Below are 11,955 nucleotides of genomic sequence, written 5' to 3'. Positions count from 1 at the left end.
CTTCGGGTCGCCCGGAAGGGGTTTCTAAGCGGCACAGGCGACCATTCGTGAGCCGGGAGCTCAGTTCCCGTCGTCCGGAGAGGCTTCCAGGCCCCACAGGCGACCATTCGTGAGCCCGGAGCTCAGTTCGCGCCGTCCGGACAGGGGCCCAGGCCCCACAGGCGACCATTCGTGAGCCCGGAGCTCACTTCGCGTCGCCCGGAGGGGGTTCCAGGCGCCACAGGCGACCATTCGTGAGCCGGGAGCTCAGTTCGGGTCGGCCCGCAGCGTCAAGACGTCCTCGTGGGCCAGTGGCTCCGAGGTCAGCGGCTCTGTGGAGGAGACCGGCACCCGGTCCGGCGCCGCGCTGGCGGCCGTTGCGTCGGCCTGCGGTCCGTCAGCCCTTCTTGGCCCTCGCGGCGTCCAGCTGCGCCACGAGCTGGTCCACCGTGACCGTGCCGGCGGTCAGCCCGACCATGCCGCGCGCGAACGCCCCAGACCCCAGGGCCGGAGGCATCTGGTCGCTCGCGTCGAAGCGCACGGTCTGCGCCTGGTAGGCCGCCGACGCGATCTTGCGCGTCGTGGTGCTGGCGTAGCGCTCGAGGTCGAAGTCCTCACGAGGAGAGATGAATCCGCGGTCCTCCGAGCCCGCCCAGTCCGCCCCGAAGCGCGGGTCCGAGCCCATGTAGCGGACCAGGTCGCGCGCTGCCGGGTCGTGCCCGCGCAGGAGCACCGCGCTGTCGCCCCCGACCTCGATCGCGTCGTTGTCGCCCGTGGGGAAGGCGACGACCGAGGTGGTCTGGTCGATGGCGGTGCGCACCCGCTCTGGCAGGAAGCCCTGCTGCGTGACATAGCTGCCCTGCTTGAGCAGAGCGCACCGCTGCGGCTCGGCGAAGAGCCCGTCGGCGGCGTGACGGACGTCCCGTCGGGCTGCCGCCGGTCCGCCGCCCTCCACCGCGTCGTGCTGCACGACCTCGGCATACGTCGTGAAGGCCTGCTTGATCCGCTCGTCGGAGAACGGCACGCGCCCGGCGACCCACCCGTCGTAGACCTCGGGCCCGGCGCCCTTGAGCACGAGCTCCTCGATCCAGTCGGTCCCGGCCCAGCCGCTGTTGGCGCCGTCCTCGATGCCGAGGCACCAGGGCGTGCTGCCGTGGTCGCGCAGCCGGTCGCCAGCCGCCGCGAGGTCGTCCATCGCCTGCGGCGGATCGATGTCGACCGCGTGCAGCGCGTGCCGGTCGTACCACAGCAGGGACTTGACGTTCATGGCCACGGGGATGCCGTAGGTGCGGCCGCCCGTCTGCAGCGGCGCGACCATGCCGGGCACCATGCCGGACGCCACGCGGCTGATCGGCAGCACGTCGTCGAGGGGCTCGACCGCCCGTTCGCGCGCGAGCTCGACGGCCAGCCCCGGCTGCGGCAGCACGGCCAGGTCGGGCGGGTTGCCCGCCGCGATGCGCGCCCGCAGGTCGGTCGTGAGGTCGTCGCTGCCGGAGTAGCTGACCTGCACGTCGTGCCGTCCGGCCCACGCGTCCACGGCTTCCTTGAAGCCCGTGGCCTGGCTGCCGGAGAAGGCGTACATCACCTCGATCGTGGAGCCGCCCCGGGCGGTCTCGACCGAGGCCCCCTCGGAGCACCCGGCGGCGCCCGTGACCAGTCCCGTCAGCAGCGCCAGGACACCGACAACACCACGCGCCCGCATCGGCAGCTCCCTTTCTCGACCCGTCGCGACCGACCCTACTCGCGAGCACCGACAAGCCCCGGCCTGACAGGCCAGCACGTGATGAGCGAGCACCCGCCGAGCCGGCACCTGACGGCGGACAGGGGCAGGGCCCGCACCCTCGAGAGGATGCGAGCCCTGCACCGGCCGTATGCCGGAACCGCCGCGTGGCCGTGGCCCCGGCATACGCTCCGGCTCAGCCCTTGACCGCGCCCGACGTCATGCCGCGCACCAGGAAGCGCTGCAGCACGACGAACACGAGCATCGGCACGATCATCGAGATGAACGCGCCGGCGGTGAGCAGCTCCTGGCCCTGGCCCTGCGTGCCGAGCAGACCCTGGAGCTTGACGATCACCGTGGTGTTCTCGGACTTCAGGAACAGCTTGGCGATCAGCAGGTCGTTCCAGACCCACAGGAACTGCAGGGTGGCGAACGCCGCGATGGCCGGCATCGACATGGGCGCCACGAGCTTCCAGAAGGTCTGGAAGTGACCGCAGCCGTCGATCTTGGCGGACTCCACGATGGAGCGCGGCAGGGTGCTCATGTAGTTGCGGAGCGTGTAGATCGCGAGCGGCATGCCGAACCCGGTGTGCAGCAGCCAGACCGCGATGTACTGCCCCGAGATCCCCAGGCCACGGGGCCCGAGCAGGTCGAGCAGCGGCTGGAAGGCCACCTGGATCGGGACCACGAGGACCGCCACGATGATGATGAACAGGACGTCCTTGCCCGGGAAGTCCATGAACGTGAACGCGTAGGACGCGAACGCCGCGAACATGATCGGGATGATCGTCGCGGGGATCGCCACCACCAGGGAGTTGATGAAGGCGTTGCCCATGTCGGCCTGGGTGAACACGGTCGAGTAGTTCGACAGCGTCCAGCCCTGCCCGAACGGGTTGAGCAGCGCCGTCCACCAGCCGGAGGTGGCGGCGTCGTCACGGGTCCGGAAGGACGTGACGAGCAGGCCCAGGGTCGGCAGGCACCACATCAGGCCGAGGATCGTCAGGGTGACGATCGAGACGATGCTGCGGCGGCGACCGTCCTTCATGGTGCCCTTGGCGCGGGTCACCTGCTGGGGCTCGGTCGTGCGAGCCGCCATGGTGCTCGTGCTCATCGGTTGGCCTCCTGCTCACGGAACATCTTCACCTGGTAGATGAGGACGGGGATGATCAGCGCGAGCAGGATCACGACGATCGCCGAGGCCTTGCCGGAGTCGCTGTTGGCGAACATCTCGTTGAAGAAGAGGTTCGCGATCACGTTGGTCTTGTCGCGACCGTTGGTGAGGACGTAGACGATGTCGAAGACCTTGAGGACGAGGATCACGGTCGTGATGAAGACCGACAGGATCGTGCCCCAGATCTGCGGGATGATGACCTTCCAGAAGATCTGCCACTCGCTGGCGCCGTCGATGCGGGCCGCCTCGAGGGTGTCGTCCGGGACGCCCTTGATGGCCGAGCCCAGCAGCACCATCGCGAAGCCCACCTGCAGCCAGATCAGGATGACCATCAGCAGCAGCGAGTTGAGGCGACCGCTGGAGATCTGCAGCCAGGTCTGCGGGGTGCCGCCGAAGGCCGTGACCACGGCGTTGAGCAGACCGGTCTGCGAGGAACCCTCGGCGTTCCACGCGTAGACGAGGTACCAGATGGCCGAGGCGCCGACGAAGCTGATCGCCATGGGCAGGAAGATCGCCGACTTCGCGATCTTCTCCCCCTGCGGCGAGAGCTTGTCGGCCAGCACGGCCACGATCACGCCGAGCGCGACCGTGGTGGCGGGGACGATCAGCAGCCACAGGAAGTTGTTGAAGATCGACGTGCGGAACTCCTGGTCCGCGATCACGTTGCGGTAGTTGTCGAACCCCACCCAGGCGGTGCTGTCCTTGTTGGCGAAGGAGTACACGAGCGTCTGGACCGTCGGGTACAGCAGCATCAGGGACATGAGCCCGAAGCCCGGCAGCAGGAAGGCGTAGGGGATGAGCCCCTCCGACAGCCGGCGCGGCAGGGCCTCGACGAACATGTTGAGGAAGTAGAAGAGGATGGCGGCGCCACCCACCCCGGCCACCAGGGCCAGCAGACCGATGATGATCTTGCTGCTGAGGAACCACTGGGGGTAGTAGGCGAAGGCCAGGAAGAGGTTGGCGATGAGCCAGACCACGACGACCATGCCCAGGAATCCCAGGACGAGGCGGCCCGGCTTCAGCCGGCCGTCGTCGACCTTGGGAGCGCTGTGCGGCGAGGCGCTGTGCCCCGCCGGGCGTTCGGTGACGGCGGTGCTCATGACTTCGGCCAGCTCTTCTCGATCTCGTCAGCGGCCTGCTGCGAGGTCTTGCTGCCGTTGACCCAGGAGACCATGCCGGTCCAGAAGCTGCCGGAGCCGACCTCCTTGGGCATGAGGTCCGACCCGTCGAAGCGGAAGATGTCGGCCTCGGTCGCCATCTTGGCCACGTTGCGCGTCGTCTCGTTCGGGTAGTTCTTCATGTCGAAGGTCTTGTGCGGGCTGAGCCAGCCGCCGGCCTTGGCCCACTCGGCGCCGAACTTGTCGCCCGCGAGGAACTCCATGACCTTCTTGGCGTCGGGGTCGTTGCCGTTGAACAGCGCCGCGAGGTCGCCGCCGCCGAGGATCGGCTTCCCGTCATACCCACCCTGGTAGGGCGGGAAGGGGTAGGTGCCGACCTGGTTGTCGAGATCGGACTGGACGTTCTTGGGGTAGAACGTCGTGGCGAAGTTGCCCTGGCGGTGCAGCATGCACTTGGGCGGGGTGGCGAAGGCCGGGGTCATGGCCTCGCCGAACTTGGTGTTGAGGATGGCCTGCGTGCCGCCGTAGACGCTGCCGGGGGCCTTGAGGATCTTGGCCATCTCGTCGAGGGCCTTGACGACGCGCGGGTCGTTGAACGGGATCTCGTGCGAGGTCCACTGGTCGTAGACCTCGGGGCCGTACATGCGCAGCATGTACTCCTCCAGCCAGTCGGTGCCGACCCAGCCGGTGGCCTGGTCGGAGTTCCACGCCACGCACCAGGGGGCGACGCCCGTGCCCTTGATCTTGTCGGCGACCCCGTAGAGCTCCTGGATCGTCTTGGGCTCCTTGTTGAAGCCGCCCTTGTCGTAGGCGGCCTTGGGGTACCAGACGATCGACTTCACGGCCATGCGCATGGGGGCGCCGTAGACGCGGCCCTTGTAGCGCGAGGAGTCCATGAAGCCCGACACGAGCGTGCTGTCGAGCTTGTCGTAGTCGAGGTAGGTGTCGATCGGCTGGATCTTGTTCTGCCCGGCCATCTCGAGCAGACCACCCGGCTGGGGGAACAGGCCGATGTCCGGCGAGTCGCCCGAGCCGACCTTGGACTTGATGGTCGTCGTGAAGTCCGTGTCGGCGGTGTACTGGATCTTGATGCCGGTCTCCTGCTGGAACTTCTGCAGCGACTGGACGAAGAACTTCTCCTCGTCGCCACCGAAGGCACCGAGGATCGTGACGGTCTTGTCGCCGTCCGCCGTCCCCCCGTCGACGGTGCCGGAGAGGCCACCGCCCTCACCACCCGCACCGCCTTGGGGGTTCTGCAGACAGGCACTCGTCGACATCGCGACGACGCCACACAGGAGCGCCGCCGTGGAGAGCTTGCGCACACGCATTTGGACTTCCTCATCCCTAGGTCCCGGGCCGTGTGCCGAGCCGGGACCCGGCAGCCTGGGGCTCCGGGTGCACGCGACGCTGCGAGCGGCCTTTGACGTTTTAGTGACCCCATAGTGGTGGCGCGCGCTCCCCCCGTCAACGGGCTGAACGCAATGCAACGAACCTGTGACATCGCCCGCTCGAACGATGTGCTGAACGATCAACATGGTTAACGTTGCCCGCTATGGAGCTACGCAGGGGTGGCCGGCGACCGACCCTGGCCGACGTGGGACGTCGGGCCGGGGTGTCCGCGACGACGGTCTCCTTCGTGCTCAACCCCGACTCCAAGCAGACGATCAGCGCCGCCACCCGGGCGCGGGTCCTGCAGGCCGTCAACGACCTCGACTACCGCCCCAACCGCACGGCGCAGGGGCTGCGCCGCAAGCGCAGCGGCACCATCGGCGTGGTGGTGGACGAGCCGGCGATGGAGGCCTTCTCGGGCGAGACCGTCAACGGCGCGCACGACCTCGCCTGGAGCGAGAGCACGGTGCTGCTGGTCACGCACACCGGGCGGCGGCCCCACGGCATGCAATCGGCGATCGAGGAGCTCGCCGACCGCCAGGTCGACGGCCTGGTCATCACCTGCTCGGGGACCCGGGGGATCGAGCTGCCGGACCGTATGCCGAACCTGCCCTGGGTCCTCGCCAACTGCTTCGACCCGGCCGGGCGCGGGCCGTGCTTCCTCCCCGACGAGGAGTTCGGCGGGCGCGAGGCCGCCCGGCTCGTGGCCGAGCATGGCCACCGCCGCATCGCCTACCTCAGCGGTCACGCCGGCGCCTGGGCGACGCCCCTGCGGATCGACGGCTTCCTGGCCGAGCTGGAGGAGCTGGGCGTCCCGACCAGCACCGGCGACGTCGTGGTGCGCGAGGGCTTCTACTACGTGGACTCGGGCTACGCCCTGGCCCGCGAGCTGCTGGCCGGGCCCGACCGGCCGTCCGCGATCGTGTGCGGCAACGACCGGATCGCCCTCGGTGTCTACCTCGCGGCCGCCGAGGCGGGGCTGCGGATCCCCGACGACCTGTCCGTCGTCGGCTACGACGACCACGAGCCGGTGATCCAGCAGCTGACCCCGCAGCTGACGACGGTGCGGCTCCCCCTCTACGACATGGGGCGGCTCGCGGCCGAGGCGCTCGTGCACGGGACGGTGGGGGCGCTGCCGGAGCGCACGCTCCTGCCGTGCCCCGCCGTGCCCCGCGCGTCCGTGGCCCGCCCCGGGGCGGCATACGGCAGCTCCCCGGCCTAGGCTGGAGGGCGACAGGCCGCCGCTCACCGACGAGGGCGAGGGTCGGCCCACCGCAGCTGGATCGAGGAGCAGGAGCACGACCATGCCCGAGTTCGCCTACGAGGCCCTACTGCCGCACGGCACCGACGAGACCCCCTACCGCAAGCTGACCTCCGAGGGCGTCGAGCTGGTCGAGGGCCCCGGCGGCCGACAGTTCCTCAAGGTCGCGCCCGAGGCGCTCACCCTGCTGTCCGAGACCGCGATGCACGACATCGCCCACTACCTGCGACCGGCCCACCTGGCCCAGCTCCGCAGGATCCTCGACGACCCCGAGGCCAGCAACAACGACACGTTCGTCGCCCTCGACCTGCTCAAGAACGCCAACATCTCCGCCTCCGGCGTGCTCCCGATGTGCCAGGACACCGGCACGGCCATCGTCAAGGGCGAGCGCGGCCAGCACGTCGTCACCGACGGCGTCGACGAGGAGCCCCTGGCCCGCGGCGTCTACAACGCCTACACCCGCCTCAACCTGCGCTACTCCCAGAACGCCCCGGTCTCGATGTTCGAGGAGAAGAACACCGGCAACAACCTGCCGGCGCAGATCGAGCTGTATGCCGACACCGAGCGCGGGCACGAGACGGAGTACTCCTTCCTCTTCATGGCCAAGGGCGGCGGCTCGGCCAACAAGTCCTATCTCTTCCAGGAGACCAAGGCGATCCTCAACCCGGACGCCATGATGAGGTTCCTCGACGACAAGATCCGCTCGCTCGGCACGGCGGCCTGCCCGCCCTACCACCTCGCCATCGTCATCGGAGGCACGAGCGCCGAGTTCGCCCTCAAGACGGCGAAGTACGCGAGCGCGAAGTACCTCGACACCATGCCCACCACCGGCAACGCCGCGACCGGCCGCGGCTTCCGCGACCTCGAGCTGGAGGAGCGCGTCCTCGAGCTCACCCGCAAGCAGGGCATCGGCGCGCAGTTCGGCGGCAAGTACTTCTGCCACGACGTGCGCGTGATCCGGCTCCCCCGCCACGGCGCCTCGTTGCCCGTCGCCATCGCCGTCTCCTGCTCGGCGGACCGCCAGTGCCGCGGCAAGATCACGGCCGAGGGCGTGTTCATCGAGCAGCTGGAGATGGAGCCCGGCCACTACCTGCCCGACACGACCGACGAGCACCTGCTCGAGGGTGTGGCGGGTGGGGCTGACGGCGGCCCTGGGGCTGACGGTGCTGCGCGTCCCGACGTCGTCGAGATCGACCTGTCGCGCCCCATGGACGACATCCTCGCCGAGCTGACCAAGCACCCCGTCAAGACCCGGCTGTCGCTCACCGGCACGCTGGTCGTGGCCCGCGACATCGCGCACGCCAAGATCAAGGAGCGCCTCGACGCCGGCGAGGACATGCCGCAGTACCTCAAGGACCACCCCGTCTACTACGCCGGACCCGCCAAGACGCCCGACGGGATGGCGTCCGGGTCCTTCGGCCCGACCACGGCCGGCCGGATGGACTCCTACGTCGACCAGTTCCAGGCCGCGGGCGGGTCCAAGGTCATGCTCGCCAAGGGCAACCGCTCCAAGCAGGTCACCGACGCCTGCCAGGCGCACGGCGGGTTCTACCTCGGGTCCATCGGCGGCCCCGCCGCCCGCCTCGCACAGGACTGCATCAAGAAGGTCGAGGTGCTGGAGTACCCCGAGCTCGGGATGGAGGCCGTGTGGCGCATCGAGGTCGAGGACTTCCCGGCGTTCATCGTCGTGGACGACAAGGGTGACGACTTCTTCGCCGAGTTCGCCAAGCCCACCGTCATGACGATCACGACCCGCGCGGACGTCGACGCATGACCGAGCGGACCACCCTGACCCCTGCCGAGGCCTGGCAGCAGCTGGTCGAGGGCAACGCCCGGTTCGTGACGGGGCGTCGCGAGCACCCCAACCAGGACGTCGACCGCCGCGCCGAGCTCGCCGCCGGGCAGGGGCCCTTCGCGGTGCTGTTCGGCTGCTCGGACTCCCGCGTCGCCGCCGAGATGATCTTCGACCAGGGCCTCGGCGACCTGTTCGTCGTCCGCACCGCGGGCCACGTGCTCGACCCGTGCGTCCTCGGCACCGTCGAGTTCGGCCCCGGCGTCCTCGGCACCCCGCTCATCGTCGTCATGGGCCACGACACCTGCGGCGCGATCAAGGCCGGGATCGAGGCGACCGACACGGGCACCATCCCCGGCGGCTACATCCGAGACCTGGTCGAGAAGGTCATGCCCTCGGTGATCCAGGCCCGCTCCTCCCACGGCGCCGGCCCCGACGCCACCCCCGACGAGGTCAACGCCTGGCACGTGCGACGCACCGTCAACATGCTCGCCGAGCGGTCGGCGCTGCTGCAGCAGCTCGTCGAGGACGGCCGGCTCGCCATCGTCGGCATCAACTACCGCCTCGCGGACGGGGACGTCCGCTACATCGCCCACCTCGGCGACATCGGCGACGCGCGTCCCGGGATCGACGTGGCGCCGGGGGTCGGGGTGGCGCCCGGGGTCGGCACGGGGCCTGGCGGCGGCACGGCGCCCGGGGTCGGCGCATGACCCGGGTCACCGACCTGGCCTACTACCCGTTGAAGTCCGCCGGCGGCGTGCCCGTGCCCGAGGCCGTCGTCGAGCACTGGAGCATCCGGCACGACCGCCGCTGGATGCTGCTGGAGGACGACGGTCGCATGATCAGCGCCCGCGAGGCCCCCACCCTGCTCCTGCTCCGCGCCGAGCACCGGACGCACGACGGGGCGCTGGTGGTTCGGCATACGGCCGGGGCGGTGGACCCGCTCGAGGTGAGCGTCCCGGACCAGGGCGAGCATCGCGAGGGCGTCGTCTGGGGCGCGGCCGTCCGTGGCCGGGAGGCGTCGCCCGAGGCGAGCGCGTGGTTCGAGGACTACCTCGGCCGCACCGGCCTGCACCTCGTGTGGTGCGACGACCCGACCTTCCGGCCGGTGGACCAGCGGTATGCCGAGCCCGGCGACACCGTGACCTTCTCCGACGGCTTCCCGTTGCTGCTGACCAGCACCCCCTCGCTGGGGCGGCTGCAGGAGTGGGTCGACGAGAGCACCGACCGGCGCGGCGAGCCGCGGGTCGAGCTGACGATGGACCGGTTCCGGCCCAGCGTGGTCGTCGACGGCGGCGAGCCGCTCGAGGAGCAGGGCTGGGACCGGGTGCGGATCGGCGAGATGACCTTCCGCATGGCCAAGCACTGCGGTCGTTGCGTGATGACGACCTACGACACGACGTCGCTGGGCCGCACCAAGGAGCCGCTGCAGACCCTGGCCGAGCGCAACGCGATCGACGGGCGGCTGGTCTTCGGCGTCAACCTGGTCCCCGAGGGCACCGGCACCCTCCGCGTCGGCGACGAGGTCACCCCGCTCCCCTGACCCCTCCCTCCTCCCTCCTCCCTCCCCCCCAGGATCGTGAGGGTTTCGTGCACCATCCGTGGACCAAGCACTCAGGGAGTCGGGAGGGTGGAGGTGTTCGGTGGGGATAGCGCACCCCCTGACCGGGGTAGGTGAGGCAGTCAGCGTCCCACCCACCTCCCCCAGGAGACCCGATGACCACCGGACCCACCGGCACCTCGCCCCAGCAGCCCGGCCCTTCCGGCTCCCCGCTCGACACCTTCTTGCACGGCGCCAAGGACGCGGTCGTTCAGGCTCGCGCCCAGGTCGCCCAGACCACGCAGGCCAACCGAGGCAAGATCTCGGGCGCCCTGGACAAGCTCGTGCGGACCGTCGACGACAAGACCGGTCGCAAGTACCACTCGCAGGTCGAGTCCGCCAAGGGCTGGGTCGAGAAGGGTGTCGACGTCGTCGCCGGCGGACCCGCGTCCCCGGCGTCCCCGTCGTCCGCTGCGGCCACTGCGGCCGCAGGGTCGTCATCGGTTCCTCCTGTCGCCCCGACCTCGCCCTCCACCCCGGCGACGCCCCCCTCCACCACTCCCACCCCGGCACCCGACAAGCCCAAGGAAGGCTGGCACCGCGGGCCGGACGGCCAGTGGACCCGGACCTCCTGAGGCCGAGCCGACGATGAGCTGTCCCCACTGCGGCGCCGCGATCTCCGAGGGCGCGACCTTCTGCCCGTCCTGCGGCGAGATGGTCCTGGCGACGCCCCCGCCCGCGGCGCCTGCCCCCTCGGCCCCGCCGAAGGGATCGAGCCCAGCGACCGGCGCGACCCCGAGTCCCGGCCCCGGGCCCGCTCCTGCCGGCAGTCCTCGCCAGCAGCGTCCCCGCCCGCAGGTCGTGCCCGTGCCCCAGCGACCGACGCGCCAGCGACCCCCGAGCCAGCCTCGCGGCCGCACCCGGCAGCAGGTCCCGCAGGGCGGGCCCTACCCCGGTCAGCAGCAGGGACCGTATGCCGGGTACCCCGGTCAGCAGCGCCAGCAGTACCCGCCCCAACAGTTCCCACCCCAGCAGTTCCCGCCCCAGGGCGGCGGTCCCGGCTACCCGGGCGGCTACGGCGACCGTCGTCAGGTCCGGCGTGGGCCGGGCTGCGGCGGGATGCTCCTGCGCCTGATCCTGCTGGTCCTGGCCATCCCGGTGCTCCTGACGCTGGCCGGTGCGGTGCTCGGCTTCGGCCTGCTCTCCGGCGGCCAGGACGACACCGCGTCGCCCTCGCCCACCTCGTCGTGGAGCGCCTCCCCGACCGAGAGCCCGACCGACAGCGCCACCGAGAGCCCGACCCCGACCGACGGCACGTCCGGCGCGAGCTCGGGCACCACCGGTCCCACCGGCTCCGCGTCGTCCTCCCCCGTCACCAGCGCGCCCACGACGGCCGCGGCCTACCCGGCGGCCAGGATCACCGGTCGCGAGTGCGCCCGCACCGGGACCGGACCGTATGCCGCGACCGCCGCCGGCAACGACCGCACGTCCTGCGCGTTCGCCGTCGCGGTGCAGCGTGCGTACGTCGCCGCAGGCGGAGCGGGCTCGACCACCACCGTCACCGCCTACAGCCAGGCCCGCGACGCGAACGTCCGCCTGCTCTGCACCGACGACCAGCCCGCGCAGTGCGTCAGCAGCACGGGCGCGCTGGTCTTCCTCTACGGCGGCGAGGCCGTCGTCGGCTGACCCGCCCTCACGCCTCACCGTCCGCACCCGCCACTCATCAGCCATCACCCATCAACCCACCACGGAGGATCCGATGACCCAGCCCCCGACCGACCCCACCCAGCCGCAGCCGACCCAGCCCGTCCCCACGGAGCCCACCGCGCCCGGCGTCCCCACCGCACCCACCACCCCCGGCATGCCCGCGGCACCGGTCGGCGCCCCGGCGAGCGAGCCGGGCGGCACCCCGGCACCCGGCCCGACCGAGCCCACTCCCCCCCCCCCCCCCCCCGGCCCCCCCACCGCCGACCCCACCCCGCCGC

Annotated in this window: 10 protein-coding genes and 2 pseudogenes; 8 read left to right on the top strand and 4 right to left on the bottom strand. The window is 70.8% G+C overall.

Translation table 11 applies throughout. The annotated features are described in order from the left end of the window. Positions 1-376: 376 nt before the first annotated feature. The 4 genes from B2P18_RS08180 to B2P18_RS08165 all read right to left on the bottom strand — a co-directional run bounded on the left by B2P18_RS08180 (position 377) and on the right by B2P18_RS08165 (position 5,316). The gene (locus B2P18_RS08180) at positions 377-1,681 is read right to left on the bottom strand and encodes an ABC transporter substrate-binding protein (RefSeq protein WP_286957984.1); all 1,305 of its coding nucleotides are present in this window, start codon (positions 1,679-1,681) and stop codon (positions 377-379) included. Between the two features lie 214 nt (positions 1,682-1,895). After that, positions 1,896-2,744 (bottom strand): carbohydrate ABC transporter permease, encoded by an 849-nt coding sequence (locus B2P18_RS08175; protein WP_029211861.1) that lies wholly within the window; start codon positions 2,742-2,744, stop codon positions 1,896-1,898. Between the two features lie 62 nt (positions 2,745-2,806). Then, a complete protein-coding gene (locus B2P18_RS08170) occupies positions 2,807-3,970 on the bottom strand; it encodes a carbohydrate ABC transporter permease (protein WP_029211860.1) in 1,164 nt (387 codons plus the stop codon). Further along, complete coding sequence (locus tag B2P18_RS08165) at positions 3,967-5,316, bottom strand: ABC transporter substrate-binding protein (RefSeq protein WP_286957980.1); 1,350 nt, start codon at positions 5,314-5,316, stop codon at positions 3,967-3,969. Before B2P18_RS08165 ends, B2P18_RS08170 begins: the two co-directional genes overlap by 4 nt. Positions 5,317-5,540: 224 nt before the next feature. On the opposite strand from B2P18_RS08165, the gene B2P18_RS08160 reads away from it, so the two are divergent. From B2P18_RS08160 to B2P18_RS08130, 8 genes and pseudogenes are all read left to right on the top strand, one after another. Beyond that, a complete protein-coding gene (locus B2P18_RS08160) occupies positions 5,541-6,599 on the top strand; it encodes a LacI family DNA-binding transcriptional regulator (RefSeq protein WP_029211858.1) in 1,059 nt (352 codons plus the stop codon). An 82-nt stretch (positions 6,600-6,681) separates the two neighbouring features. Next, on the top strand, positions 6,682-8,412 hold the full coding sequence (locus tag B2P18_RS08155) for a fumarate hydratase (protein WP_286957972.1): 1,731 nt from the start codon (positions 6,682-6,684) through the stop codon (positions 8,410-8,412). Next, positions 8,409-9,140 carry a carbonic anhydrase gene (locus B2P18_RS08150; RefSeq protein WP_029211856.1) on the top strand — a complete coding sequence of 244 codons (732 nt, stop codon included), beginning with the start codon at positions 8,409-8,411 and terminating at the stop codon, positions 9,138-9,140. Before B2P18_RS08155 ends, B2P18_RS08150 begins: the two co-directional genes overlap by 4 nt. Beyond that, on the top strand, positions 9,137-9,973 hold the full coding sequence (locus B2P18_RS08145; protein ID WP_286957968.1) for an MOSC domain-containing protein: 837 nt from the start codon (positions 9,137-9,139) through the stop codon (positions 9,971-9,973). Before B2P18_RS08150 ends, B2P18_RS08145 begins: the two co-directional genes overlap by 4 nt. Positions 9,974-10,146: 173 nt before the next feature. Then, on the top strand, positions 10,147-10,605 hold the full coding sequence (locus B2P18_RS08140; RefSeq protein ID WP_286957964.1) for an antitoxin: 459 nt from the start codon (positions 10,147-10,149) through the stop codon (positions 10,603-10,605). Between the two features lie 13 nt (positions 10,606-10,618). Beyond that, a pseudogene (locus B2P18_RS18885) lies at positions 10,619-10,681 on the top strand (zinc-ribbon domain-containing protein); the annotation flags it as partial. Positions 10,682-10,837: 156 nt separating this feature from the next. After that, positions 10,838-11,656 carry a hypothetical protein gene (locus B2P18_RS08135; RefSeq protein ID WP_286957962.1) on the top strand — a complete coding sequence of 273 codons (819 nt, stop codon included), beginning with the start codon at positions 10,838-10,840 and terminating at the stop codon, positions 11,654-11,656. A 73-nt stretch (positions 11,657-11,729) separates the two neighbouring features. Beyond that, positions 11,730-11,955 (top strand): annotated as a pseudogene (locus B2P18_RS08130) (hypothetical protein); the annotation flags it as partial.

The sequence above is a fragment of the Arsenicicoccus sp. UBA2120 genome, from assembly GCF_002330965.1.
Taxonomy (GTDB): domain Bacteria; phylum Actinomycetota; class Actinomycetes; order Actinomycetales; family Dermatophilaceae; genus Arsenicicoccus; species Arsenicicoccus bolidensis.
This window is presented reverse-complemented; position numbering and strand designations above follow the sequence as displayed.

Excerpts from the sequence above, each read along its gene's own strand:
- B2P18_RS08145 (WP_286957968.1), top strand. The coding sequence starts at position 9,137 with ATGACCCGGGTCACCGACCTGGCCTACTACCCGTTGAAGTCCGCCGGC.
- B2P18_RS08180 (WP_286957984.1), bottom strand. The coding sequence starts at position 1,681 with ATGCGGGCGCGTGGTGTTGTCGGTGTCCTGGCGCTGCTGACGGGACTG.
- B2P18_RS08155 (WP_286957972.1), top strand. The coding sequence starts at position 6,682 with ATGCCCGAGTTCGCCTACGAGGCCCTACTGCCGCACGGCACCGACGAG.
- B2P18_RS08165 (WP_286957980.1), bottom strand. The coding sequence starts at position 5,316 with ATGCGTGTGCGCAAGCTCTCCACGGCGGCGCTCCTGTGTGGCGTCGTC.
- B2P18_RS08150 (WP_029211856.1), top strand. The coding sequence starts at position 8,409 with ATGACCGAGCGGACCACCCTGACCCCTGCCGAGGCCTGGCAGCAGCTG.
- B2P18_RS08170 (WP_029211860.1), bottom strand. The coding sequence starts at position 3,970 with ATGAGCACCGCCGTCACCGAACGCCCGGCGGGGCACAGCGCCTCGCCG.
- B2P18_RS08160 (WP_029211858.1), top strand. The coding sequence starts at position 5,541 with ATGGAGCTACGCAGGGGTGGCCGGCGACCGACCCTGGCCGACGTGGGA.
- B2P18_RS08140 (WP_286957964.1), top strand. The coding sequence starts at position 10,147 with ATGACCACCGGACCCACCGGCACCTCGCCCCAGCAGCCCGGCCCTTCC.
- B2P18_RS08175 (WP_029211861.1), bottom strand. The coding sequence starts at position 2,744 with ATGAAGGACGGTCGCCGCCGCAGCATCGTCTCGATCGTCACCCTGACG.